The organism is Psychrobacter sp. TB67 (assembly GCF_000511065.1).
Lineage (GTDB): Bacteria > Pseudomonadota > Gammaproteobacteria > Pseudomonadales > Moraxellaceae > Psychrobacter > Psychrobacter okhotskensis.
The window spans coordinates 37,355-63,191 of record NZ_AYYA01000066.1 but is presented as its reverse complement, the minus strand read 5'-3'; the positions used below and the strand labels follow the sequence as shown (position 1 = coordinate 63,191).

Genomic DNA, 25,837 nt, shown 5'->3' with positions numbered 1-25,837 from the left:
ATGATAGGCGCGGAAAGATAGCGAACCGCTGTGATATCAATGACCGTCCCAGTATCATTGAAGCGCGCAGTCGTATGGGCGATTATGAAGGGGATACGGTGGTTGGTCGTGGACATCAAGGTGTGCTTGTCACTCTAGTGGATAGAACAACTCGAGAGACTAAGATCAAAGCGCTACCCAATCGCAAGGCAGTAGCCGTCACACAAGCTTGTATTGGCATGCTAAAAGGTGAACAGGCGTTAAGTATCACCTTTGATAACGGTAAAGAGTTTGCTGACCATGAAACGATGGCAACAGCGTTGAAGGCTGATATTTATTTTGCTCAGCCTTATCATTCTTGGGAGCGTGGAACGAATGAGAATACCAATGGGTTAATTCGTCAGTTTCTACCGAAGTCAATGCGTCTGGATAACCTATGCATGCACTTAGTTCAGTCGATTGAAGACAGTTTAAATAATCGACCTAGAAAGGTGCTAGGGTTTAGAACACCTCTTGAGGTAAAATCTAGCTTCGGGTGCGTTGCACTTCAATGTTGAATCCAAGAAATATAAACAGGAGCTATGTTAATGCAATTATTAAATCAAGCGGTCGTGACCGAACATCTTAATATGCAAGCTGCGATTGAAGCGATTGAAACCTTGTTAACTCAGCAAGCAGCACACCCTAATTGGGTTAAAGCACCTGAACGTTTGGTTATCGAGACGTTTAGTGAAGATAAGCTTCACAGTTCAGGCTCGCATTTATCGATGCCAGCCACGATTTATGATGGTGAAAAAGAGTATACCGCTGTCAAGCTCGTCACAATTTGCCCTGATAACCCTAGTCGTGATATGCCAACGACCACCGCTATTATTACCGTCTCTAATAATGATACGGGTGAAATATTAGCGATTATGGATGGTATCTATATCACGCAGGTGCGCACGGCCGCCTTATCAGGTATCGCTACTAAGTATATGACAAAGTCTGACTGCCAAAGTGTAGCTGTCGTTGGCTGCGGCGGCATGGCTTACGAGCAACTGCATGCCGTACTGACAGTGCGCCCCGATATTAAAACGGTCTATTTATGGAACAGAAACCACGAAGGAGCCGAGCAATTTAAGATAAAATTTGCTCGTGATTATGCGCAGTGGGATGTTGACATTCAGGTTTGCAACGAAATCAGTGAGGCTGTCTGTCATGCGGATATCATTAACGTAGCGACCCGTGCAACCGAAGGTTTATTTAGTATCGATCAAATAAAATCTGATGCGCATATCAACGCGGTTGGTGCTTATCAACCTTCAATGAAAGAAATCAGCAATGATGTCATAGCTGGCAGCAGTATGGTTGTCGTTGATGACTTGGCCGGCAGTCGCCATGAGGCTGGCGATTTGATTCAAGCGCATGCTGCTTCTGATTGCGTATGGACTTGGGATGACCTTAGTGGCAATTTGCAAGCGCTGGTAACGAGCGAGCTAAAAGAAGAGACGACTCAGTCTAAAAAAGGCATCACGTTATTTAAATCGGTGGGCGCGGCTAGTTTCGATGCGGCAGTCGCTTTATATGTCGCTAAGCAAGCTGCAAAACAGAACCTCGGCTCATCAGTTGATTGGTGATACGTTTTATAATAGACCAATCAGGGTGTGTCTTCGCTTCAATTTATAGTCATTTAAATGTGATAAAAACGATTAAACGTTGCTAAACGGCGTCAAATAGCTGGTTGATATTTCAATAGTATCTACACTATTTTTCTTGTTTAAAGGTAATTTATCGCATGTTTATCACCATTTTTAAAATGAAGTCATCTTTCGTAAAAGCGCTATATATTTATTAGCAATAAAAAAGCCCTCTTTTCAAATAAGAAAAGAGGGCTTTTGACATTAGCCTTAGTTATCTCTATCGCGCTTATCTTCACGGCGCTGTTTGCGTTTTGGGCTGGTACGATACGTTAAATATCCACCAACAACCATAACGGCGATAAATGCTGCGATGTACAAAAATATTGATGAACCAATAAAAGCAGAGGGTTCCATGACCATAATCTCATTAAAAGTTATCAATAATTATGCAAGTGCCGCTGCCGATTGTAAAGTAAACAAGTTTAGCTCAGGTGTAAGTTCAAGTGAACGCAAACGCGCTGCTTGATTATGAACGTTGGCCGTTACAATCAACTCATCTGGCTCATATTGGGCCAGAAAATTAGCCAGTTTGGGCTTGACCGTTTCAACAGAGCCGATGAACGAGATCGATAGCGCGTTGTCTACCATCATCTTCTCTGCTTGACTCCAAATACTATCCATATCGTGGGTTGGTTTTGGCATTTGCCCTGTTTCACCTCGGCGTAAACGCACAAAGCTCTGCTGTGCTGAGGTAAAGTGATAATGGGCAGTTGCATCGTCATCAGCCAGTAGTAAGTTCGCTGCCACCATCACATAAGGCTTGTCTAAATAGGCTGACGGCTTGAACTGCTCGCGGTAAGTTGTGATAGCTTGACTGAGCATTTGCGGCGCAAAATGCGAGGCGAACACGTAAGGCAGTCCTAAATGTGCGGCCAAGGTCGCTCCAAAAAGTGAAGATCCGAGTATCCAGATAGGAATGTTTGATTTGGCGCCAGGGAATGCTTGCACAGGACTGTTGTCAGTTGAATTTCCTAAGAAGTACATTAATTCTTGCACGTCTTGCGGGAAGCGTTCAGCGTCGCTCATCTGCCGACGTAGCGCCTGAAAAGTCGCCCCATCTGTACCAGGAGCGCGGCCTAAGCCTAAGTCAATACGGTCGCCATATAACGCTTGTAATGTGCCGAATTGCTCAGCGATCACGAGCGGTGCATGGTTAGGAAGCATCACGCCGCCTGCGCCAATACGTATTCGCTTGGTTTGACTACCAATATGCGCTAGCAGCACCGAGGTTGCTGCACTCGCAATACCGGGCATATTGTGATGTTCTGCCATCCAATAACGGTTTAAGCCGACTTTTTCTGCAAGCTGTGCGGTCTCAACCGTCTGGGCGATACCTTCAGCAATGGTATGACCTTCAGGAACGGGGGCTAAGTCTAAAAAGGATAAAGGAATTGTGTTACTCATAGATCACCTGTGTTTCTAACGCCGCTTTTTAACGACATTATTATATTTGTATTTGAGGGTGGTAAGGATAAACGGCAGCAGTGCTTATTTGTGAATGTGCAACAAGTTGTGAATGTTCAACAAACTCTAAATAAATAGTGGCTTTTCATGTCGAAACAATATTGAAAGTACAACAAGGCCAGTTCATCGTTGCTAGTGGTGTAAGGTTGCGATGTGCTACCCGTTTAATAGTTATTATGATGGGGCAGTTGCGGGCAATATCAAGGTCAAAAGTTAGAACGATAACAAATCTTAATAATCTAATAGCGTGTACAGATTAGAATATTTAGCCGCTTTTAGTCCATTTAGTCGTGTTGGTTCTTATTGAAGGCACGTCTTTTTAGGCATAAAAATTAACGGCATCGCTATCTATTGATAACGATGCCGTCAGTCTGTACTGTCTGATATTTATTAAAATGTTTACAGCGAGGGTAAAAACAATGATTAAGCAGATAGCCTATTCTGGATTAAATTGCTTTTGGCATAATTCCATAAAAGCGCGCCCGTATTGGCGGATTTCTGCATCATCCCGTACCGCCATCCAACTGGTAAAGCGCCCGAAATGATCCACCGGAATCGCCGTTAAGTTCTGATAATGGCTTGGCTCAAAAGCCATCTCGGCTATAATACCAATGCCTAAACCAAGACCAACATAAGTGCTAATTACATCAGCATCGAGCGCTGCTAAAACAATATCTGGCTCAAGACCTGCATCCGTAAAGGTTTTATCAATCGCACCGCGTCCGGTAAAACCACCATGATAGGTAACAATTGGATAGCTGGCGAGGGTCGGCAAATCAATAGACTCGTGACTGGCAAGCTCATGATCGCTTGGCACAATAACGCGATGCGTCCAGTCATAATAGCGATAACAGCGCAGATAGTTATTATGGAGCAACGACTCGGTTGCAATACCGATGTCAGCTTGCCCGCGTATCACCATCTGGGCGATGGTCTCAGGATCAGCCTGTTGCAAGATTAAATTCACTTTAGGAAAACGTTCTTTAAATTCTTTGACCACTTGCGGCAATACATAACGTGCCTGCGTATGAGTAGTGGCAATGGTTAAGGTACCGACATTGGGGTTGTTAAAGTCGAGGCTTAGATTCTCAATCGTACGGATTTCAGCAAAGATAGACTCGATATGCGGCATGAGCGCTGTGCCCATGGTCGTCAGACCGGTCAAACGCTTGCCTTGACGCACGAATACTTCAGTTTTTAGTTGGTTTTCAAGCGCTGCGATATGCTTGGATAAGCTTGATTGACTGGTGTGCAGTACTGTCGCCGCTTGGCTTAAGTTATAGCCATTAATCACCGTATGCCACACCGTCTCCAACTGCTTGAGCTGAATTTGCAAGTGCCGCTGATTGACCACTACGTCGATTGCCATAACTGAATCCTATTGTATAAATATACAAACCCTGTCTGTATATAAAAGTAAAAACCTACGAATATGCCGTAAGCGACCAGTGTAAATCAAATCTATTATTCTTGTATATAATAAATAGCTATCAATTAATAATAATTGGGAATATAGAAATTGTAATCTAATTGCTAGCGAGTTTTGAAATTTCAATAAAAGTGCATTATTCAAAAAAAACAGCTACCTTCTAAAAGATAGCTGTTTGTAAAGTTTGGATTTAATTATTAAGGCAAACCTTAGTGAACATGTCAAACTGAGCACAGAAGGTTAGTCAGCGATATCAAAACGATCGGCGTTCATTACTTTACTCCAAGCGCCGACGAAGTCATGAACGAACTTCTCTAAATTGTCATCCTGCGCGTATAGCTCAGCATAAGCGCGTAGTATAGAGTTGGAGCCAAACACTAAGTCCACACGGCTCGCTTGCCATTTCGTTTTTCCAGTGCCACGTTCGCGTACTTCATAAAGGTTAGAGGTGTTACGAGCATCGTCGCTGGTTTTGATAGGATGCCAAGTGTTATTCATATCCGTCAGATTAACGAAGAAGTCATTGGTAAGCACGCCAGCACGCTCAGTAAAGACGCCATGTTGACTCTGACCATGGTTGGTATCGAGAACGCGCATACCACCAATCAATACCACCATCTCAGGAGCAGTTAAGCCCATCAACTGAGTGCGATCCAGCAGCATCTCTTCAGGTGATACCGCGTAGTCGCCTTGAACCCAATTACGATAGCCGTCGTGTAAGGGCTCCAAATCTGCAAAAGATTCCGCATCGGTCATTGATGCGTCAGCATCACCGCGACCTGGGTTAAACGGTACTGTAATTTCTACGCCGGCATCATTAGCTGCCTGTTCAAGAGCGGCGTTACCACTCAACACAATAAGGTCTGCCAAGCTAACGTCTTTATCAAAGCCAGACTGGATGCTGGTTAACGTCTCGAGCACACGTTGCAATTGCTCAGGCTCATTGCCTGCCCAGTCTTTTTGCGGAGCAAGGCGAATACGCGCACCATTGGCACCGCCGCGATAGTCTGAGGCACGGAAGGTTCGGGCGCTATCCCAAGCAGTGATAATCAACTCTCGGCGGCTCAAGTCACTGTCTAATATTTGCGATTTTAAAGCTGCAATATCATCAGCGGTTAAGTCAGTATTGCCTTTAGGAACGATATCCTGCCATATGAAGTCCTCGCTTGGCACGTCTGCGCCTAAGTAGCGAGCTTTTGGACCTAAATCACGATGCGTTAGTTTGAACCACGCTTTGGCAAAGACCTCATCGAAGTACTCTGGATCTTGATGGAATTTCTCTGAAATTTCACGATAGATAGGGTCTTTTTTTAGCGCCATATCGGCATCGGTCATGATTGGGTTGCGGCGTACGCTTGAGTCATGCGCATCTAATGGGCGATCTTCTTCACGAATATCGGTAGGCTCCCATTGCCAAGCGCCTGCTGGGCTTTTGGTTAGCTCCCAGTTATGACCTAAGAGTAACTCAAAATAATTGTAATCCCATTGGGTAGGATTGGTCGTCCATGCACCTTCGATACCGCTCGATACCGTATCGCCTGCATTGCCACTACCTTTAGGATTGCGCCAGCCTAAGCCTTGTTCGGCGACATCAGCTGCTTCTGGCTCATCTTCTAATATCGTCGCATCACCATTACCATGACATTTACCAACGGTATGACCACCAGCGGTCAACGCCACGGTTTCTTCATCGTTCATCGACATACGAGCAAAGGTCGTACGCATATCTTGCGCTGTTTTGAGCGGGTCAGGGTTGCCATCGACCCCTTCAGGGTTGACATAAATCAAGCCCATTTGTACCGCTGCTAACGGGTTTTCGAGTGACGCACGATCTTCATCGCTATCGTAACGGTTTTCTGTAGCGGCGAGCCATTCACGCTCAGAGCCCCAGTAGATATCTTTTTCTGGATGCCAGATGTCAGCACGACCACCAGCGAAACCTAGGGTTTTAAAGCCCATTGACTCATAGGCCATGTTTCCTGCCAAAATCATTAAGTCAGCCCAAGACAGTTTACTGCCGTATTTTTTCTTGATAGGCCATAGTAAGCGACGCGCTTTGTCTAAGTTGACGTTGTCAGGCCAGCTGTTCAATGGCGCAAAGCGTTGATTACCAGTGTTGGAGCCGCCGCGGCCATCAGCACTACGATACGTACCAGCCGAATGCCATGCCATACGAATCATCAAACCACCATAATGCCCCCAATCTGCTGGTCACCATTCTTGTGATTCAGTCATTAAGTTTTTCAAATCTTGTTTGACGGCTTCTAGGTCGAGCTGCTTAAAGGCCTCAGCATAGTCAAAGTCCGCACCCATGGGATTAGTCTTTTGATCTTGCTGATGTAAGATGTCCAAGTTCAAGCTGTTCGGCCACCAATCAGTTGCTGTAGAAGCAGCAGTAGTGTGTGCTTGATGCATGACAGGACAGCCGCCCATACTAGGGCGCTGCGGCGCATGCGTATGGTCTACGTTTTCACTATGAATCGTCGGACCTTTATCATCACCTTGGTCATAAGTTGTGTTAGTGGCGGCACCATTATTGTTATTGCTTTCATGATCGATAGGGCAACGTGCAGCGTCTGGGGTCGCATTTTTGTCAGCTGAGCTGGGGGTCGAGTTGGACATTGAATAACTCCTGGGCGGTAGTGAGAGAAAGGAAAAATAGCTAGCTATGGTAATTTTTAGAAGTGACGTTTATTAGTAGGGAAGCTTGCTGATATATGTATGCCTATACGTGAAGCATAACTAAGTACCATGTATTTATAAAACTGATATATAAGAATCATAAGTTTTAAATAACCAATCATAAGCGGTTTTAATTTTTTGTCCTACTCAATATGCTGTAAACGCCATTCCCCCTTATCAATAACGCCACTCGCGTTGATTTCATTCTTTTTATATACAAATAGGTTAATAGTTAACGACTTACTTATTTACTTATTTTTAACATCATAAGAAGCATAAGAAAAAATCAGGATAAATTTACCCTTCATTGCAGACTATCACATTCCATGTGGCGACTGTGAAATAGCATTTTTGACGAAGTGCTGTCTATGATAAGTTAATGCAAAAATATCTAGTCAAGGTAGGCGTTCTCAAGTACCATAATTGAATTTTATGGTAATGCTCGTTTTGTGCAACGCTGAGCAATTTTTATCAATCCTTGTTAGCGATAGCTGATAGCGGATTTCTGTTATATATGATTGATAAAAATTGTGTGCAGTTGTGTTTTTTGTTTCAAGTTTTGGTGAGTTATTATGTCTGCTGTCAAATCTGCTCCGCCAGTCGCGGAAAAATCTTGGTCTGAAGCGTTAAAGTCTTTTTCAGATATTCGTGTCATGATAATTCTTTTTCTTGGTTTTTCAGCGGGTGTACCTATTCTGTTGGTTTTTTCGAGCTTATCATTATGGCTCAGTGAAGCAGGTCTTGAAACAGGCGTTATCACGATGTTTGGTTGGGCTGGACTTGGCTATTCCTTTAAATTTATTTGGGCACCCTTGATTGACTCTATGCCACTACCTTTTTTAACCAAATGGTTAGGACGGCGTAGAGCGTGGATGTTTATCTCCCAACTACTGATCTTGCTGGCAATTTTTACGATGGCAAGTGTCAACCCAGTTGTAGACAATGTACTTTGGTTAATGGCGCTTGGCGCAGTTTTATTAGGCTTTTCATCCGCGACGCAGGATATTGTTGTGGACTCTTATCGTATTGAGCTTGCAGGTGCTGAGATGCAGGCCACTTTATCTTCGATATATGTCGCAGGTTATCGTATAGGGATGATTGTTGCTGGCGCAGGCGCTCTTTATCTAGCGACTTATTTTGGCTCGTCTGAAACGTCGTATAGCTATGAAGCGTGGCGTAATACGTATTATACGATGATGGCGGTTATGTCGGTCGGATTGCTGACGACGTTCGCCATCTATGAGCCTACAGCAGAATCATTGAATCTAAAGAAGCAAAAAAGAAATTTAAAGATTTTTTCTGTTTATGCTGCTTTTTTGTTGATTCCGGGTATCGTCTATGGCGTACCAGTGTTCCTTAGCACTTTTTTCACTAGAATACTAAATATACCTTTAACGTTAATACCTGTTGAATATTTGCCCACGATAAATACGTACTTCTTGATTGTAATGGCATGTGCCCCATTTTTGTTAGTCTATTTTATTTTGAACCAACCTAAAATAGTCAATAAAGTGGCTTCAGCAGTGCAGACACGTAATGATAATATTAGAATATTATTCCTATTTATCTTATCAGTGCTGGCATTCATAGGCGCGTTTATATTGATTGGCAAGATATTTGAGAGCCCTGAAGGCGTATTATTAAAGTTTTTGTTAGAAGTCGTGAGACTACTTGGTAGCTTAGCTGTAGCCATCGTTGTAGGCTATGCATTGATAGCCGTTGGGCTGGCAAAAAAAGCTGTCGCTAAGCAGTTATGGGTAGAGCCTATAGCAGATTTTTTCCGCCGATATGGTAAGCAAGCAATACTGCTGCTATTGCTCATAGGGTTTTACCGTGTATCTGACATAGTAGCGGGTAATTTATCAAATGTTTTTTACGCTAAAATGGGTTTTACCAAAATTCAAATTGCTGATGCGGTAAAATTTCTTGGGTTATTTATGACGATTGGCGGGGGGTTTTTAGGGGGTCTTATTGCTCAAAAAATGAAAATGATGCATGTCATGCTAATTGGTGCTATAGCGTCAAGTGCAACTAACTTACTATTTATTTTATTGACCTATCACCCAGGCGATATGAACTATATGTATATGGCAGTTGTTATTGATAATTTGGCGGCAGGCTTTGCTACTGCAGTATTTATTGCCTTCTTATCTGCTTTGACCTCTGTGAAATTTACTGCGGTACAGTATGCGATATTTTCATCGCTAATGACTTTATTTCCAAAAGTATTGGGTGGATATTCGGGTGGTATTTCAGATAATGTTGGCTTCGCAAACTTTTTCTTGATTACTTTTTTAATTGGTATTCCTGTGTTAATACTGATTTATTTGGTTGATAAACATGTCGTTATTGGTAGTAATGACGATCCAGTCGAACCACCTATTAAACTGGAGTAATTAATCCTAATAAGTGAATAAATACATATGACTCATCTAAGTAGTATTAAGGCTATCAAAAATAGTTTAATTGAAGATGTATCCAAATATTGGGTAAGAGCTTGGCTTTTGCATATAATACAAAAACCAAGCTCGTTTTTAATTACTGACGACGACTACCAGCTAACTGACAGTGAGCTTGAGCAATTCAATGCTGGCGTGACCAAGATGCAGCAGGGCACACCTTTAGCGTATTTGACGGGTCAGCAGGAATTTTGGTCGCTGAACTTTCACGTTAATGAACATACCTTAATTCCTAGACCTGATACCGAAATACTAATTGAGCAAGTATTAAATTGGATAAAATCTCAGCCAAAAAGTAGCGATTATGACAATACACCGAAGCGCTTGCTAGATCTGGGAACAGGTTCAGGCTGTATTGCCATTAGTTTGGCGCATGAGTTAAAGCACAATAATTGGCAAACGGTCGCGGTCGATGTCTCAACAGAAGCGCTTAAGGTGGCACATTCTAATGCTGCTATGAATAGGGTTGCCGATGTTGATTTTATACAAAGCAGTTGGTATAGCGAGCTATCCACTGATTGCGAACGGTTATTTGATGTGATTGTCTCCAATCCTCCTTATATCGATGAGGCAGATGAGCATTTAGCACGCTTAATAGCGGAACCTATCAGTGCGTTAAGTGCGCCTAATCAGGGTCTTGCCGATATAGAGCACATCGTACAACAGGCACCGAGATATTTACGTGTAGGTGGGTTGCTAGCGATTGAGCATGGCTTTGATCAAGGAGCGGCAGTACGTCAGTTATTTTTGGACAATGGCTTTAATGCTGTCCATACTGTGCAAGACTTTGGTGGTAACGATCGTGTAACGCTAGGGCAAATTTAATAGTTGGATTTTTTTAACAGTTTTTTAATAATAGGTTTTAAATGGCTATGTCGCATTCATTAAATGCAGGGCAGTTGTTGGATGAAGAGCTGCTGCGTTATGCGCGGCAGATACTACTCGATGGCTGGGATATCGATGCTCAATTACGCTTAAAAGCATCGCGCGTCGTTATGATTGGTGCAGGCGGGCTGGGTTGTCCGGCTTCTGAGACGCTAGTACGTGCAGGACTTGGGCACCTTCATCTGATAGATGATGATGAGATTGAAGCCAGTAATCTGCAACGTCAGACGCTGTTTTTACCTGACGACATTGGCAAATCCAAGGCGCTAGCAGCGGCGCAGATGTTGACATGCATTAATCCTTTAATTCGTGCTCGTGGTACGGTGGCTCGATTGAGTGAAGACAACGCTTATGAGCTACTCGATATGGCGACAGCTAAGCCTGACTTACTGCTCGATTGTACCGATAATTTTGCCACGCGTGATATGATTAATCGCATTAGCGTGCGCTACCAGATTCCCTTACTATCTGCCTCAGCGATTGCGATGCAAGGGCAGTTGGCGTTATATGAGCCGCATCTTCATACCGGCTGCTATCATTGTGTGTTTGGTTCAGTAGCCGTTGATGCCGTTGATGCCGTAGCTGATGAGCGTACTTGTGCCAATTCAGGGGTACTAGCCAGTACCACGGCCATCATGGGAAATTTGCAAGCCAATGCTGCCTTGCAATATCTGGGATTAACCAAAAATCCACTGACAAACAAGCTGCTGATATGGGATGGTAGTCAAATGCAGCAACGGCTGATGGGCTATCGTCAAGATTCACAATGTCCCGTATGCGCCAGTCATTAGCAATGGCTCAATATTGAGCTTTTGCAATCATCTGTTCCCAAATATTTCTTTTATTACCATAGTTGTTTCTTATGAAAATTCATCGTCCGCATTTATTAAAACATACGTTTAATGTCGTTAATCGTGTTCGCCAGACAGCGAGTGTCGCTGGTCTGTCTGCACTCAGAGTGGCTAAAGGCGAGAAGCCAGATGCCATGCTGCTAAAAGAAACCTTTGAGCAGTTGGGCACGACCTATATTAAAATCGGCCAATTTATCGCTAGTACGCCGTCATTGTTTCCACGTGACTATGTCAAAGCATTTCAGAGCTGTTTGGATCAAACCACGCCTTTATCCTACGCCTATATCGAAAACGTATTGAATGAAGAGCTAGCTGTTGATGGCATGACGCTGGATGATAAGTTTGCTCATATCGACCCAGAACCATTAGCCTCAGCCTCCATCGCTCAAGTTCATGCCGCTCGTTTGCATAATGGCGATGAGGTAGTATTAAAGGTGCAAAAGCCGGGCGTTGAGACCATCATGCAGACAGATTTGGGTGTATTGCATGGCGTCACTAAGTTAGTTGAGCTACTCATGCCATCGATGAAGTTTGCCAGTATTGCACCCATTATTGATGAAATTCGTTTGCGTATGCTGGCTGAGACGGACTTTATCGCTGAGGCGCAAAACATCCGTGATTTTCAGCAGTTCTTAGCAGTATCAGGAAATACCCGCGTGGTGGCGCCAGCGGTCTATGAGGCGCTGACGACCAAGCGCGTGCTAACCATGAGCCGCTTATACGGCGTCTCCATGGTCGATGAGTCGGTAATGCGTCAATATTGTGCTGATCCGGCACAAGTAATGGCAGATACCTTGAATACTTGGTTTGCCAGTCTAATGTTATGCAATAGCTTTCACGCTGATTTGCATGCGGGTAATTTGATGCTGCTAACCGATGGTCGTATTGGCTTTTTGGATTTTGGTATCGTTGGGAAATTAAAAGCGGAGAGTTGGCGCGCCTGTATGGGTATGATGCAAGCGATGCAGGACAACGACTACCAAGCGATGGCACGCCATATGATTGATATGGAGATGACCCATGGCGGCAATCAGGTCGATGTGGTGGCACTGGGTAATGACTTGCAGCGTATGATGAAGACCATCATGGCAGAAGACAAAGCCTTTACCAGCGGTGTGCCTTTCAATAGTAAAGAGCAGGCCGATGAATTGAATCAAATGATGCTAGAGATTGTAGATGTCGGTAAGCGTCACGGTATTCATTTCCCGCGTGATTTTGCCTTATTAACCAAGCAGATGCTCTATTTTGACCGTTTTATGCGCACGCTGGCGCCTGATATGGATATGTTTAGTGATCAGCGGGTACAAATGCTAGGACAGACAGAGGGTCAGTCGAACACCTCAACCACACTGCAAGTTTCCTAATATTACAAGTCTCCTAATTTTCAATTACATTATTTGTGAATGCTAAACAGCCCTTCATGATTGATCGCTCATTGCTTTTGAGTATTTAACACTATTTGACACAATGGATTGTGTGCTAACCGCCACAAACTGGCTCTGTTATGATGACTGCTCTCAAAAGCCGCGCGCTATCACCTATTACCAATGAAACTGCCATTGCTTGCATCGGTCTTTATTGCTTGGCCGTGGTTATGGGTTACGGGCGCTTTTTGTTCACCGCAACCTTGCCTGATATTATGGTGCAACTGTCAGTCTCGACGAGCATTGCTGGTTGGCTAGCATCAATCAATTATATTGGCTATTTCATCGGTGCACTCATCGCCATGTTTGTGCCTCAACGCTTGACATGGCTGATGTTGATACTCTGGACGATGGTCAGCATTGTCACGACGATGCTGCTCATGGTGCCAGAGATGTCTCTAAATACATGGTATGTCATTCGTCTGCTCTCTGGTATCGCAAGCGGGGTTGCGATGATTTTGAGTTCATCATTGGTCATCCAACGCTTTAGTCACGCGCGCCGCTCTGTACTCTCAGCCTTACATTATGCTGGTATTGGGGTGGGGATTAGTGCCTCCGCTATCCTTACTTTATGGCTTTTGACGCTAGGCTATCATTTCGATGTCATTTGGCTAAGCGCTGGTATCAGCAGTTTACCGTTGTTATGGCTATTATTTGCTATAAGACCAAGCCCTTCGCACCCAACCGAATTACCGCGTGATTATCAACGCTCATCAATATTGCAGACTTATGTTAATTTTAAACGGTCGTTGTATGAAGCTGTGGCCGGTCATACCAAGTCGATTGTGTTATTGTCCGCCAGCTATTTGCTAGCAGGCTTTGGTTATATTACGTCTGCGACATTTTTGCCTGTCATGGCAGCGCAGCGCTTAACGACACAAACCTATGCTGGACTACTGATTTGGCTAGTCGTTGGTATTTTTGCGATGTTGTCAAACCCCCTCTGGGGTGCGCTTGCCAAGCGCATTGGTGAAACCAAAACCTTGATGGGCTTAACGTTGTTGCAAGTGCTAGGAATGTGTCTGCCCATATGGGTTGAAGGCAGTGTCGGTCTATATGGCAATGCTATTATTCTAGGCTTAACCTTCGTCGGTATGGTATCGATGACACTCACGTTGATGAAAAACATCAACCCTGCCTACTCAAACTTATTGATGGGTCTGGCGACATTGGCCTATGCGCTAGGGCAGTTTATTGGCCCATTAGTCACAGTGGCGCTGGCGGGGCAGGACGATAACTTTAACGCGGGCTTGCTAGTAGCGGCTATAGGCTTGGTCATTGGGCTGATTTTAATTTACTTTTTTCGCCGCCAATCGCGAATGATCCGTTAAATAACGCTGCGACTAAATACTTCTCGTAACTCAAAACTGGTATGCACTTGAGCGACGCCTTCGATACGATTGAGCCTGTGTAATAAAAACTCTTCGTAATGCGCCATATCGCGTACCCGCACTTTGATCAAATAGTCTTCTGTACGTCCAGTGACGATGCTACAACTGATGACTTCATCAAAACTCTGAACTTTGCATTCGAATTCTTTGAAGCGTTCAGCCGTATGACGATCCATACTGACCGCGATGAATACCGCGAGCGGGTAACCCAGCTTTTGCGCGTCGATTTGGGTATGATAGCCGGTGATGACGCCAGTGTCTTCTAAGCGCTTGATACGGCGTGCACAAGGGGTTGCGGATAAATTGACCCGTTCTGCAAGCTCGGTAATGCTCATCCGCGCTTCAGTCTGCAATAAGCATAATAAGCGCCTATCGGTCTCATCAATATCAGTCAACATAGCGCTTTCAGGGCAACTGTTAGGCATGGCATAATTACTCATTAGTGAAATAATCTAATTATATCTATAAAAACGTATTATTTCACTAAATTGACTCCAATTATAATGTAATAAAGCTGATTTCTATTTCATAAACTTTGCTATTATTAGGCTATAAGTTTTAGTTATCTCGTATGAAAAATACGGATCTAATCAGTAGCCTTACCCGCTAAAATATAAATCTCCATATTATCTAAGGATTGATTATGTCTGACCAAGCCACACGCACTGCAGCCACGCCGAGTGCTAAGATGACACCAAAAAGCACCGCTTTTGATTATAAAAAGTATCGTCCATTTGCGTTTGCGCCGTCACTGCCAGATCGCACATGGCCAAGCAAAACGATTGAAAAGTCACCAATATGGGCAAGTGTGGATCTGCGTGATGGTAATCAGGCTCTGATCGATCCAATGACCATTGAACAAAAAATGCGCTTTTTTGAGACCTTGGTTGATGTGGGTTTTAAAGAAATCGAGATTGGTTTCCCATCCGCGGCGCAAGTAGAGTTTGACTTTGCCCGTAAACTAATCGAAGAAAATCATGTGCCTGACGATGTGACGTTACAGGTTTTGGTACAAGCACGTGAGCACTTAATTGCGCGTACGTTTGAGTCGTTAAAAGGCGCAAAACGGGCGGTGGTTCATGTCTATAATTCAACCAGCCGCGTCCAACGTGAAAAAGTCTATGGCAAGGACAAAGCTGAGATTAAAGAGATTGCTATCACAGGTGCCAAGCTAGTGCAGGAATACGCGGCAAAGTACCCTGAGACAGAGTGGGTGTTTCAATATTCGCCAGAAAGCTTTAGCCAGACAGAGACTGAATATGCTGTAGAAGTTTGCGATGCCGTGTGTGAGGTTTGGCAACCGCAGCATGGTCAGGAGGTGATTTTTAACTTGCCAGCGACTGTCGAAGCATCCATGCCCAATGTCTTTGCCGATCAAGTTGAGTATTTCTGTCGTCATCTTGCGATGCGTGAGCATGTGATTGTCAGTCTGCATACGCACAATGATCGTGGCTGTGCCGTTGCGGCTGCCGAGCTAGGGGTACTTGCAGGTGCAGATCGCATCGAAGGGACGTTGCTTGGTAATGGTGAGCGTACCGGTAACATGGATATCATGGTAATGGCGATGAACTTGTTTAGCCAAGGTATCGATCCTGAGCTTGATTTTAGCAATATGAGCGAAATCGTCCAAGTGGTTAGCGAATGCAATAACTTGCCGCTTCATCCACGTCATCCTTATGTTGGTGAACTGGTCTTTACCGCCTTTAGTGGCTCGCATCAAGATGCCATCAAAAAATCTCTCGATTATAACGAGCAGCACAAAGACCAAACGGATAATGTTTGGGATGTGGCTTATCTACCCATCGATCCGGCGCACATTGGCCGCAGCTATCAAGATGTAGTACGTATTAACAGCCAGTCTGGTAAAGGCGGGGTTGCTTATATCTTGCAACGCAACTATGGCTTTAACTTGCCACGTTGGATGCAAATCGACTTTAGTCGCGTGGTGCAGCAGCAGGCTGAGACAGTGGCGCGCGAACTACAAAATGATGAAATCTTACAAACCTTTGAAGACACCTATTTACGTCAAGGTAGCTTTGAGCTACTCGATTACAGCGTGAACAATAAAGGCGGACAGGTTTATTTTAACGGTCAAGTACAGATGAATGACGATATCATTACTATTGATGGTACGGGTAATGGCCCATTATCCTCATTTATCAATGGCCTAGCGCAGCACACTGGCAAGTCGCTACACATCATCAATTATGCTGAGCACGCCATCAATCCGCAGCACAACAATATTAATGGTGATGGTAACGGTATCGATGATGATACCAATAGCGACAATAAGACCGATGCCAATGCTGCCGCTTATATTCAATTGAATGTCGATGGGGACGTGTATTCTGGTATTGGTACCTGTAGCAGTACGGTATCAGCCATGCTAAAAGGCGCGTTATCTGCCTTTGCACAAGCAATCAGCACTACGACCGCTTAATATCTTAACAGTAGTACATAGTGCGCTCGTAGCGTTAATACTGCACACTCATAACGTCATGATTCTTTGCGATTCGTCAATGAGAGCCATGGCGTTATTGTTTGAGTGGTTGAAACTCACGGAGATAGCAATCACTTAACTTATGATAAGATAAGTAAGGTGTCATTAGATAAGATCTTGGACGAATGGTAAAAGCCAATAGCATAATGTTACTTGTGTTTTTGGTGTCTAAGACTTACGCTAATGTTCGTATTACTCTATTATTATAAATAAAAAGGTTAATTATGGAACCGATATCATTTGCTTCATTTACATTGGCCTCTATTCTGGCCTCCTTGCCAGCGAATGGCGAAGTAGTTAGTAAGCCGACGATTACGACGCATATTAGTCCTGCCATTGCTGGACAATGGGAAATAGATTTAGACAGTAGTATTACCATGACGAAAGAGGCAGAAGCTCGGCAAGCGGCTTTGGCTAATACCCAAAATGGCAAAAGCGACGAGCCAAAAATAACCGCTGGTACAGATGGTGGCATCCTTACCCAAAGCGAAGAGCGTGTCCTAAATATTCAGCCGAACAGCGCTAGCAACTTGATAGATGCTGCTGCGCGCGCCAATCAATGTCGCGAGTTATATAACTTTGGTGCTGACAATGAGATGTGGGCGGTCAGCGGTAAAGAATGGACGTACGGTCGCTATTTGGTCACTCATCGCGAAGAGGGCTTGCCTGTCATTGCCATTAGAACGGTGTATGACAATAATGAAGTAGACTGCTCAGGTAATAAGGTTGACCAGACAGATGAGGCGCTGATAGCGTTTTTGAACCATGATGGCAACCAAATGCAGTGGTGCGCCGACCCTGATGGCAAAGAATGCTTTATGAACTTCAATAGAGTATTGCCATAATTTTTGATTAAGTCATATTGATATACTGAGCTCTAAAGAAGATTTTTATTTTACGTGAGCCCATTAAAGAATCCGCCATCTTAGTAGATAGCGGGTTCTTTAATGGGGATATCAATGCTAATAGCGGTTCGCTTTATTTTTGCAGAAAACGAAAGTTGTGAATTAAGAGGCTGCTTTGGCTTTTTGCGCGGTCAATAATTCTCTTTCTAGATAGTGGATGTTTTGTGCTTCTTGCACAAACTTATCATCCGCTAAAATCACATCACGGTGCATCGGTATATTGGTTTTGATACCTTCAATCACCAATTCATCAAGTGCGTGTAGCGTCTTAGAAATCGCTTGCTGGCGAGTTTGCCCATGACAGATCAGTTTGCCTATCAACGAGTCATAATAGGTTGGTATCTCGTAGCCGGGATAGAGATGAGAGTCAAAACGAACACCAGCACCACTTGGCGCAAACAACTGATTGACGGTACCCGGACAAGGCATAAAGGTCGCTGGATCTTCAGCATTTATACGGCACTCAATCGCATGACCTTGAATTTCGATCTCGCTTTGACGGTAAGACAAACCATAACCTGCCGCAATCTTTAGCTGCTCAACGACGACATCAATACCCGTAATCATCTCGGTAACTGGATGCTCTACCTGTACCCGAGTGTTCATCTCAATAAAGAAAAACTCGTTATTTTCAAACAAAAACTCAAACGTACCAGCACCGCGATACTTAACAAGCTCGCAAGCTTTGACACACGCTCTTAAGATAGGTTCACGCACATCATCAGGAATATCAGGGGCAGGGGCTTCTTCTAATACTTTTTGGTGACGACGTTGTAATGAACAATCACGGTCATATAGATGGATTGCATTACCATTACCATCGCCCAGTACTTGTACTTCGACGTGGCGCGGATTTTGTAGGTAGCGTTCCATATAGACGGTATCATCACCAAACCATAGCTCAGCTTCTTGCTTTGCCGCCTGTACTTGACCGATAATATCTTCAAAGCGTTCAACCACTCGCATACCACGACCACCACCACCAGAGGCCGCCTTGATCAACAGTGGAAAACCGATATTACGTGCTTGCTCTTCAGCATTATGTAACGTCACTGCTCCAACAGAGCCAGGTACGGTAGGGACGCCTGCTTTTTTCATGGCATTAATAGCAGAGACTTTGTTACCCATCAGGCGAATATGATCCGCATTAGGACCGACGAAGGTTAAGCCTGCCTCTTCAACACGCTCTGCAAATTCAGCGTTCTCAGACAAAAAACCATAGCCGGGATGGATAGCATCAGCACCAGAGATTTCTGCTGCTGTCAAAATAGTATTAATATCAAGATAGCTTTGATTGGCATTGGGTTTGCCGATACAGATGGCTTCATCAACGAAACGCAGGTGCATTAAGTTAGCATCAGCTGTTGAATAAACGCCTACAGTTTCGATTCCTAGCGCTTTACAGGCACGAACAATACGTAGAGCGATTTCACCTCTATTGGCGATGAGCAGTTTTTTTATCATGGGGTCATCCTTGTCGAAGCGGCAGTTAATGATGCAGTCGCTATATCAGTCATCGATGGGCATCATCAAATGCAATGATGGGGTGCGATGACTAATAGCGCAATGTCAATCATAACGATGTAAAGTATGGCGAATCTTATTACGCTTTATAGCGAATGATAGGCTGACCAAACTGTACGACTTCAGAGTTATCTACCAAGATTTCGTCAACGACACCACTTTGAGTCGCTTCAAGGGGATTCATGATTTTCATGGCTTCGATAATACCAAGCGTATCGCCCGCTTGCACTTTTTGTCCGACCTTCACAAACGGCGGATCATTCGGGCTAGGGGCTGAATAATAAACACCGACCATTGGCGACGTCTCAACGCTACCAGCTTTTACCGCCGGTTTAGCGTCAGCTGCGATAGGTGCTACTCCAGCAGCAGGCGCAGCCATCATGGTTGGCGCTGGCGTATCGTAGTGCCGCGTTAGGCTAATATGCTCATCATCTGAACTGATTTCTAAATTGACCAGTTCACTTTCTTCCATGAGGGCGATTAGGGTACGTATTTTTTCAATATCCATAATTTTTATAATGCCTTGTACTAAATTCGAGAAATAGTGTAACGAAATATTGTCTAAGTAATTGCTAATGATACCTAGATTCGCGGCAATGAGCAATCAATGTACAGTTGTTAACTGAGAAATTTTACATATTTTGACGTAAGCTTTTCTTGTGGGTAAGAAATGCTAATGATTTATCATAGTCTATGTGACGAGGTAGCGCCAGTACTGGTTACTAGACGCTACTTACTAAAGACTAAAATTAGATAAAAATGATATAGTCAATCCTATATAAGTTGGATATGGTGTCAGCCTTGCTTAGTCTACTAATTGTAGTACTTTCGCTCGGCTTCCTTGTATCTAAATTATATTGAACCGACTATAGCAACTTTAAGCCCAAAGTATCCTGAGGCGCTTTTGTTGATAGCGTAGACGCAGGGTGAGCAGAATCGAAGATAAGAAAAGACCAGTGATTAAGGCCATCCAAAACCCTTGCGCGCCCACATCGGTGAAACGCACCAAATAGATGCCAAGGGGCAAGGCAACCAACCAATAGCAAAATAGCGTGACCCACATTGGTATTGTGGTGTCTTGCATGCCGCGCAGTATGCCCGCGACATTGACCTGCCAACCATCAAATAGTTGATAAGCAAGCGCAAAGATGAGGAGGTGCATGGCTTGTGCTCTGACTTCTACATTGTCTGTGAACGCCGCTGCCAGTTGTGGGCGAAACAGCCAAATACCCAGCATACACACGAAGGCAATCAGGACAGTCCAGATAAGACCAGTCGCTTGCACATGGCGCAGCGTGAGTAGGTTCTTTTCACCAAAGCGATTCGATATCATAATAGTCAGCGCCATGGCAACGGATATCGGTATCATAAACAGCTGCGAGGTTACCGCTAATGCGACTTGATGCGACGCGGTGGCCAGCTCACCCAATGGACTAATGACAAGAGCGCCCAAGCTAAACAGACTGGCTTCAAAAAATATAGAGATACCAATTGGAATGCCAAGCTTCAGCAGTTTTTTTATCTGCGTGCGATTGGGTCTCGCAAAACCATAAAAGAAGCGCGTGCTGGCAAATTGCTGGCGCTTAGTAAAGCTGGTATAAGTGGCCAATAATAAGACGTTTATCCATAATACCAGTGCCGTTGCGACCCCGCAGCCTGCACCGCCCATTTCTGGCATACCAAACAGACCATGGATAAAGATATAGTTGAGCGGGATATCAGCGAGTAGGCCAATGATACTAATGATTGTCACGGGCTCTGGTCGCCCAAGCGCTTCACAATAACTACGTAGCACGGCATAGACCGCCAGTGCAGGGAAACCAAACGACACCCCATGTAAATATTGCGACGCTATTGGTTGGATATTCTCAGGGACACCCATGATACCAAGAACATTGGGTGCAAGATTGACAATAATGAACCCAAGAATACCGATGACGCCTGCTGTCCATAAAGACTGCTGGGTGATATGAGGTACTTGGCTGTGTTTATTTTGTCCAATTGCTTCACCAATGAGAGGGGTAGTGGCGATTAAAATACCTGTCGCTAATAAAAATAATGGTAGCCAGATACCAGAGCCAACAGCGACCGCCGCCAAATCAAGGGCAGAAACCTGACCTGCCATGATGGCATCGACGACACCCAGTGCCGCTTGGCAAAACTGAGTAATCAAGATGGGTAAGGCGAGCACGCCTAAGCGTAAACTGTAGCTTTTAAAATCAGTAAAGGATATTGGCAACGCCATAATTAGCAACTTTTTATGATTCACGGTGGTTAGTGTTGATAGACAAATACTGCCATCAACCACTCAATAGCGAGACAGTAACCGGAGTGTTGTAGCGACGATTAATAAGACGAGAAAGTCTATATAAACTAGGGTCTGTTGAACATTCAAATATTAGGACTGCTGATTGCTAAAATCGTCCCAAACTAGTCGTAAACCGACGATAATGTCGAGACCTTAGCTAGGTTTACAACAACGTTTGGGGTGATTTTAGTATCAGCCTTTCAGGGCAGGGCTATTTTTTGCCAATACATGGCGAAATTATCTAATCTAGAATGACTAGGCGTCAAAAATTTCACTGCGTATTGTTTAAAAAATAGCCACTGCCAGTGCCACACTTGAATGTTCAACAGACCCTAAGTATTAGAATAAAAATATGATACTAAAAGTGAAGACACTCAAATAAAAATAACCCGTCAATCCAAGTGATAGATTGACAGGTCATAAGTAGATAGGATGGTAAAGAAGCCAGACAAGTATGTCAACGTTTTAGGAAGGTTTTATAATGCTGAGCGACATCTATAACATTTATAACATTGTGCCTAGATTCATATAACTGTGCCTAGATTCATATAACATTGTGCCTATATCCAGACTTTTACATGGCTTAGGCCTACAGGGATTCTGGCAAATCTTGTACCACTGCTTGATAGCCGATCAACTTATTATTAGCATCAAATGCTTGCACCACAATAGCGTAGTTGGTTGAGCTATTAGGAATCACAGGTGTAAACTGGGTCTCACGATTGCTCAATACTAAGTTTTGCACGTAACCATTAGCGCCAGACTCGGCTTTATTAACATCAATTTGACTGACCAATAGGTGCTGAGTATTGATGGGGTTTTGCCAAGTGACGATTTTTTGGCTACCATTGCCCGTTACATCGAGGTTCATTTTACCAAGGTCATAATCGAGCGGATAAGTGGTAAAATTGGCGCGATCGCTTAACGTATAAGTCACTTTGCAATTGTCCTCACCGCTGGACAGTTTTTGCCCGCCTAAGCCATCTAGGTATTCAAAACTGCCTTTCCACGGTGAGCCCGCTTGTTTTTCCTCAAAGCTACCTGCAAAAGTGGTGAGCAAGTTTGGTGTCTCTAAGCCTAAGTCACTGACATATTTAACGTCCAAAAACTCCAAGGTATCGAGGCTACCAGTCACTTTGCCAGCGATATAGTTGTCGACTTTTAGCCCTGAGTTGATGCCCAAAGCGTTGTTTTCTTGGCAAGCTTGCTGCTGATAACTAAAGCTGCCATCGACGCTACCCGCACCTTGCTCACTGATATCGAAGTAGACCGCACCAATATCGATGTCATTACTATCACCGTCGTTTAGCTCGATGAAGTGTCCGACATATAAGCCGCCTCGTCCGCCTTCTGGAGTGAGCTTGTCTAAGAAATTATCAAATGATTCCTCTGGTAAAAACACAGATTCTAAAATCTCTGCCATACTTTTTTCGTCATCAGTCAGCTTATCTTCGGCTTTTTTATATTTTTCTTTGACTTTGTCTTCTATACGATCGTATTCGTTTTTAACCTGATCTTCTACGCGGTCGTACTCTTCTTTGACCTTATCGCCATCACTGCCGCAAGCGCTCAGTGTTAGGCCAAACATACTAACGGTTAATAAAGACAATACTAGTTTGGGTGCGCTCATAAACGAGTCCTGATAATTGAAATATGATAGTTATAAAAAGATGAGATATTACTATTGAGTATGGAGATGTTGTTATCTGCTAATAAATATAGCAAAATTTAAACGACGAGCGCAGGGATAAGTGTTAATTGATGTCAGAGAAAGTATACCCAATAGTTACCGCGCAAGATGATCATTATCTGACAATAAATCATCTCACAATAAATCCATATGATCCGACATCTCTATAATAGCGTGCCAGTGCTTGGGCTCTAGAGGAATGACGGTTAGCTGCTGACAGCCCTTTCTAAGCAATAATGAATCCTCAAGTGCAGGCAAAAACTTGAGTTCTAATAAGGGCAATACTTCTATAAACGCTTGCTCAAAGGTGACATCTACCATATACCATCGTGGCTCATCTTCGGTGGCGATAGGGTCGTAGTGACGATATTCCGGATGAAACTGGGTGGGGTCCGGATAGCCGGCTTTACTGACGGTCATGATACCAGCAACGCCAGAAGGCTTGGCGCTAGAGTGATAAAAGAACACCTTGTCACCGACTTGCATATCATCGCGCATAAAGTTACGGGCTCGATAGTTGCGCACGCCATCCCAACCTTCTGTGCCTAAGCGTTGCAAATCGTGAATACTAAAAAACTTTGGGTTTGATTTCATAAGCCAATAGGCCATATCTTGTATTCCTTTATTATTAGCAGTGGTTTATTAGGGTCTGTTGAACATTCAAATGTGGCACTGGCAGTGGCTATTTTTTAGACAATACGCAGTGAAATTTTTGACGCCTAGTCATTCTAGGTTAGATAATTTCGCCATGTATTGGCAAAAAATAGCCCTGCCCTGAAAGGCTGATACTAAAATCACCCCAAACGTTGTTGTAAACCTAGCTAAGGTCTCGACATTATCGTCGGTTTACGCCTGATTTGATAAAAGGTTTGGGACGATTTTAGCAATCAGCAGTCCTGATATTTGAATGTTCAACAGACCCTAGTAACCAATTTTTATCAGTAACGATTATATTGCCTGTCAGATGCCAGTATTAACATGGATTTTGTGAGTGGTTTTGTGAGTTATTTTGTTGTCATGATGCTTTTCATTAAGGCTTCTAACCGTTATCCTAGCGATACTTTTTATAGCTATAGTCAATCCTACATAAGTCAGATACGGTGTCAGGCTCACTTAGCCTACTATTTGTAGTACTTTCACGCGCCTTCCTTGTATCTAAACTATATTGAACCGACTATATAATAATGGCTCAATAATTAATAAGTCTATCTATGCCCAAAACTGAATCTGAAAGCCATTTAAAAGAGAGTAACGGCGTCGATATTATCAATAGCGATGCTCATACGACGGATATAAGCGTGATGGATATTCCGTTAGCGCTCTACATTCACATTCCATGGTGTGTAAAGAAGTGCCCGTATTGCGATTTTAATTCGCATGAGCTACCAGCAGACAGTCAGCTATCGATGTATGAGGAATACGTCGATGCTTTGTTATTGGATGCTCAAATGCAGCAACCATTGACTCAAGGGCGTGAAATTGGCTCGATATTCATTGGCGGTGGTACGCCATCGCTACTGCCGATTGCGCAATACCAGCGTTTATTTGCTGGCTTGCGTGCGTGTTTTATATTCGCAGATGACATTGAGGTTACGATGGAGGCCAATCCGGGTACGCTTGAGCACGCGCCATTTGCTCAGTATTTGGATGTCGGTATCAATCGCTTGTCAATTGGGGTGCAAAGCTTCGCTGCGGATAAACTTAAAACTCTCGGGCGCATACACGATCCAAAGCAAGCATTATCAGCGATTAAGGCGGCACGAAGTGCTGGGTTTGAACGCGTCAATGTCGACTTGATGCATGGCTTGCCGCAGCAAAGCTTAACCGAAGCACTAAATGATATTCAAACCGCACACACTGCTGGCGCGACCCATATCTCATGGTATCAGCTAACGATCGAGCCTAACACGGTGTTTTACCGCAGTCAGCCTATTTTGCCCGATGAGGACAGCCTCGCTGATATTGAGCAAGCCGGTCAGGCATTGCTACTGCAATTGGGCTACGATAATTATGAAGTGTCGGCATGGTCTGGCGCTTCCGATAAGCCGTGCCGCCACAATGTCAATTATTGGCAGTTTGGTGATTATTTGGCGATTGGCGCAGGTGCTCATGGTAAGGTGACTGTTGCTAATAACAAGTCAGATGATAACGAATTAGGTGATAATAAAGATTCAGGCGATAATAAGCAATCAGGTAATCAAGTGGCACTATTAAGCGAAAATACATTTAAAGCGTTAGAAAAGTATGAAGGTCAAAGCAGTGAGTTATTAGCAGAATCAGGTATTTATCGTTTTAGTAAGTCACGCTTACCGAAGGATTATGTCGACTATCAAGATATTACTGACCCATCTAACACCAGCCAGAATTTCCCAAAAATGATTGGTTGGCAGCAGATTGATAGTGATGAGCTGGTCAGCGAATTTATGCTCAATGCACTACGTTTACATGCTGGGGTGTCATGGGCATTGTTTGAGGCTCGAACAGGGCTTTGCTATGACAGTATCGCTGAGCAAATCAATAAACTAATCAAGCAGGGGTTACTCGTGGATGATCGTCAGTATCTAAAACCGACTGCATTAGGCAGCAGATACCTCAACCAAATATTAAGAGCGTTCTTATAATAGAAAACTGCTTATTTTAGATATTCTGAAATGACTACTTAAA

Annotated in this window: 19 protein-coding genes and 1 pseudogene; 10 read left to right on the top strand and 10 right to left on the bottom strand. The window is 43.9% G+C overall.

Annotated elements, in window-relative coordinates; genetic code table 11:
* Positions 1 to 536: IS30 family transposase (locus W293_RS0112705; RefSeq protein WP_025651008.1), on the top strand; the 536-nt coding region annotated here is incomplete at its 5' end.
* 30 nt (positions 537 to 566) lie between these two features.
* Entirely contained in the window at positions 567 to 1,598 is a 1,032-nt protein-coding gene (locus W293_RS0112700; RefSeq protein ID WP_025652794.1) for an ornithine cyclodeaminase family protein, read from the top strand.
* A 270-nt stretch (positions 1,599 to 1,868) separates the two neighbouring features.
* Here W293_RS0112700 and W293_RS17270 read toward each other — a convergent pair whose 3' ends face one another.
* The 4 genes and pseudogenes from W293_RS17270 to katG form a co-directional block, all read right to left on the bottom strand.
* Entirely contained in the window at positions 1,869 to 2,015 is a 147-nt protein-coding gene (locus tag W293_RS17270) for a hypothetical protein (protein ID WP_156915630.1), read from the bottom strand.
* 30 nt (positions 2,016 to 2,045) lie between these two features.
* Positions 2,046 to 3,065, bottom strand: a complete 1,020-nt coding sequence (locus W293_RS0112690) for an LLM class flavin-dependent oxidoreductase (protein ID WP_025652793.1) — start codon at positions 3,063 to 3,065, stop codon at positions 2,046 to 2,048.
* A 496-nt stretch (positions 3,066 to 3,561) separates the two neighbouring features.
* Positions 3,562 to 4,494: a LysR substrate-binding domain-containing protein gene (locus tag W293_RS0112685; RefSeq protein ID WP_025652792.1), complete on the bottom strand. Its 933-nt coding sequence runs from the start codon at positions 4,492 to 4,494 to the stop codon at positions 3,562 to 3,564.
* 300 nt (positions 4,495 to 4,794) lie between these two features.
* A pseudogene (katG, locus tag W293_RS16465) lies at positions 4,795 to 6,987 on the bottom strand (catalase/peroxidase HPI).
* Positions 6,988 to 7,808: 821 nt separating this feature from the next.
* Here katG and W293_RS0112675 point away from each other — a divergent pair.
* The 5 genes from W293_RS0112675 (at position 7,809) to W293_RS0112655 (ending at position 14,186) form a co-directional block, all read left to right on the top strand.
* Positions 7,809 to 9,632, top strand: a complete 1,824-nt coding sequence (locus W293_RS0112675) for an AmpG family muropeptide MFS transporter (protein WP_025652791.1) — start codon at positions 7,809 to 7,811, stop codon at positions 9,630 to 9,632.
* A 27-nt stretch (positions 9,633 to 9,659) separates the two neighbouring features.
* Entirely contained in the window at positions 9,660 to 10,520 is an 861-nt protein-coding gene (prmC, locus tag W293_RS0112670; protein WP_025652790.1) for a peptide chain release factor N(5)-glutamine methyltransferase, read from the top strand.
* Between the two features lie 47 nt (positions 10,521 to 10,567).
* Positions 10,568 to 11,371 carry a HesA/MoeB/ThiF family protein gene (locus tag W293_RS0112665; protein WP_025652789.1) on the top strand — a complete coding sequence of 268 codons (804 nt, stop codon included), beginning with the start codon at positions 10,568 to 10,570 and terminating at the stop codon, positions 11,369 to 11,371.
* A 71-nt stretch (positions 11,372 to 11,442) separates the two neighbouring features.
* Positions 11,443 to 12,795 (top strand): ABC1 kinase family protein, encoded by a 1,353-nt coding sequence (locus W293_RS0112660; RefSeq protein WP_025652788.1) that lies wholly within the window; start codon positions 11,443 to 11,445, stop codon positions 12,793 to 12,795.
* A 140-nt stretch (positions 12,796 to 12,935) separates the two neighbouring features.
* Positions 12,936 to 14,186, top strand: coding sequence for a YbfB/YjiJ family MFS transporter (locus W293_RS0112655; RefSeq protein WP_025652787.1), 1,251 nt, complete (start codon positions 12,936 to 12,938; stop codon positions 14,184 to 14,186).
* Here W293_RS0112655 and W293_RS0112650 read toward each other — a convergent pair.
* On the bottom strand, positions 14,183 to 14,686 hold the full coding sequence (locus W293_RS0112650) for an Lrp/AsnC family transcriptional regulator (protein WP_227502371.1): 504 nt from the start codon (positions 14,684 to 14,686) through the stop codon (positions 14,183 to 14,185). The genes W293_RS0112655 and W293_RS0112650 overlap by 4 nt on opposite strands.
* A gap of 203 nt (positions 14,687 to 14,889) precedes the next feature.
* Here W293_RS0112650 and leuA point away from each other — a divergent pair, with 203 nt between their 5' ends.
* A complete protein-coding gene (gene leuA / locus W293_RS0112645; protein WP_025652785.1) occupies positions 14,890 to 16,686 on the top strand; it encodes a 2-isopropylmalate synthase in 1,797 nt (598 codons plus the stop codon).
* A gap of 284 nt (positions 16,687 to 16,970) precedes the next feature.
* Entirely contained in the window at positions 16,971 to 17,591 is a 621-nt protein-coding gene (locus W293_RS0112640) for a hypothetical protein (RefSeq protein ID WP_025652784.1), read from the top strand.
* Between the two features lie 162 nt (positions 17,592 to 17,753).
* On the opposite strand, the gene accC is transcribed toward W293_RS0112640, so the two are convergent.
* The 5 genes from accC to W293_RS0112615 all read right to left on the bottom strand — a co-directional run bounded on the left by accC (position 17,754) and on the right by W293_RS0112615 (position 23,782).
* On the bottom strand, positions 17,754 to 19,115 hold the full coding sequence (gene accC / locus W293_RS0112635) for an acetyl-CoA carboxylase biotin carboxylase subunit (protein ID WP_025652783.1): 1,362 nt from the start codon (positions 19,113 to 19,115) through the stop codon (positions 17,754 to 17,756).
* Between the two features lie 139 nt (positions 19,116 to 19,254).
* Complete coding sequence (gene accB / locus W293_RS0112630; protein WP_025652782.1) at positions 19,255 to 19,683, bottom strand: acetyl-CoA carboxylase biotin carboxyl carrier protein; 429 nt, start codon at positions 19,681 to 19,683, stop codon at positions 19,255 to 19,257.
* Between the two features lie 369 nt (positions 19,684 to 20,052).
* Positions 20,053 to 21,420, bottom strand: a complete 1,368-nt coding sequence (locus W293_RS0112625) for an MATE family efflux transporter (RefSeq protein WP_025652781.1) — start codon at positions 21,418 to 21,420, stop codon at positions 20,053 to 20,055.
* 652 nt (positions 21,421 to 22,072) lie between these two features.
* Positions 22,073 to 23,113 carry a hypothetical protein gene (locus W293_RS0112620; protein WP_025652780.1) on the bottom strand — a complete coding sequence of 347 codons (1,041 nt, stop codon included), beginning with the start codon at positions 23,111 to 23,113 and terminating at the stop codon, positions 22,073 to 22,075.
* Positions 23,114 to 23,308: 195 nt separating this feature from the next.
* Entirely contained in the window at positions 23,309 to 23,782 is a 474-nt protein-coding gene (locus W293_RS0112615; protein ID WP_025652779.1) for an EVE domain-containing protein, read from the bottom strand.
* Between the two features lie 692 nt (positions 23,783 to 24,474).
* On the opposite strand from W293_RS0112615, the gene hemW reads away from it, so the two are divergent.
* Entirely contained in the window at positions 24,475 to 25,794 is a 1,320-nt protein-coding gene (gene hemW, locus W293_RS0112610; protein WP_037025603.1) for a radical SAM family heme chaperone HemW, read from the top strand.
* Positions 25,795 to 25,837: the final 43 nt, after the last annotated feature.

Excerpts from the sequence above, each read along its gene's own strand:
- W293_RS0112700 (WP_025652794.1), top strand. The coding sequence starts at position 567 with ATGCAATTATTAAATCAAGCGGTCGTGACCGAACATCTTAATATGCAA.
- W293_RS17270 (WP_156915630.1), bottom strand. The coding sequence starts at position 2,015 with ATGGAACCCTCTGCTTTTATTGGTTCATCAATATTTTTGTACATCGCA.
- W293_RS0112690 (WP_025652793.1), bottom strand. The coding sequence starts at position 3,065 with ATGAGTAACACAATTCCTTTATCCTTTTTAGACTTAGCCCCCGTTCCT.
- W293_RS0112685 (WP_025652792.1), bottom strand. The coding sequence starts at position 4,494 with ATGGCAATCGACGTAGTGGTCAATCAGCGGCACTTGCAAATTCAGCTC.
- W293_RS0112675 (WP_025652791.1), top strand. The coding sequence starts at position 7,809 with ATGTCTGCTGTCAAATCTGCTCCGCCAGTCGCGGAAAAATCTTGGTCT.
- prmC (WP_025652790.1), top strand. The coding sequence starts at position 9,660 with ATGACTCATCTAAGTAGTATTAAGGCTATCAAAAATAGTTTAATTGAA.
- W293_RS0112665 (WP_025652789.1), top strand. The coding sequence starts at position 10,568 with ATGTCGCATTCATTAAATGCAGGGCAGTTGTTGGATGAAGAGCTGCTG.
- W293_RS0112660 (WP_025652788.1), top strand. The coding sequence starts at position 11,443 with ATGAAAATTCATCGTCCGCATTTATTAAAACATACGTTTAATGTCGTT.
- W293_RS0112655 (WP_025652787.1), top strand. The coding sequence starts at position 12,936 with ATGATGACTGCTCTCAAAAGCCGCGCGCTATCACCTATTACCAATGAA.
- W293_RS0112650 (WP_227502371.1), bottom strand. The coding sequence starts at position 14,686 with ATGAGTAATTATGCCATGCCTAACAGTTGCCCTGAAAGCGCTATGTTG.
- leuA (WP_025652785.1), top strand. The coding sequence starts at position 14,890 with ATGTCTGACCAAGCCACACGCACTGCAGCCACGCCGAGTGCTAAGATG.
- W293_RS0112640 (WP_025652784.1), top strand. The coding sequence starts at position 16,971 with ATGGAACCGATATCATTTGCTTCATTTACATTGGCCTCTATTCTGGCC.
- accC (WP_025652783.1), bottom strand. The coding sequence starts at position 19,115 with ATGATAAAAAAACTGCTCATCGCCAATAGAGGTGAAATCGCTCTACGT.
- accB (WP_025652782.1), bottom strand. The coding sequence starts at position 19,683 with ATGGATATTGAAAAAATACGTACCCTAATCGCCCTCATGGAAGAAAGT.
- W293_RS0112625 (WP_025652781.1), bottom strand. The coding sequence starts at position 21,420 with ATGGCGTTGCCAATATCCTTTACTGATTTTAAAAGCTACAGTTTACGC.
- W293_RS0112620 (WP_025652780.1), bottom strand. The coding sequence starts at position 23,113 with ATGAGCGCACCCAAACTAGTATTGTCTTTATTAACCGTTAGTATGTTT.
- W293_RS0112615 (WP_025652779.1), bottom strand. The coding sequence starts at position 23,782 with ATGGCCTATTGGCTTATGAAATCAAACCCAAAGTTTTTTAGTATTCAC.
- hemW (WP_037025603.1), top strand. The coding sequence starts at position 24,475 with ATGGATATTCCGTTAGCGCTCTACATTCACATTCCATGGTGTGTAAAG.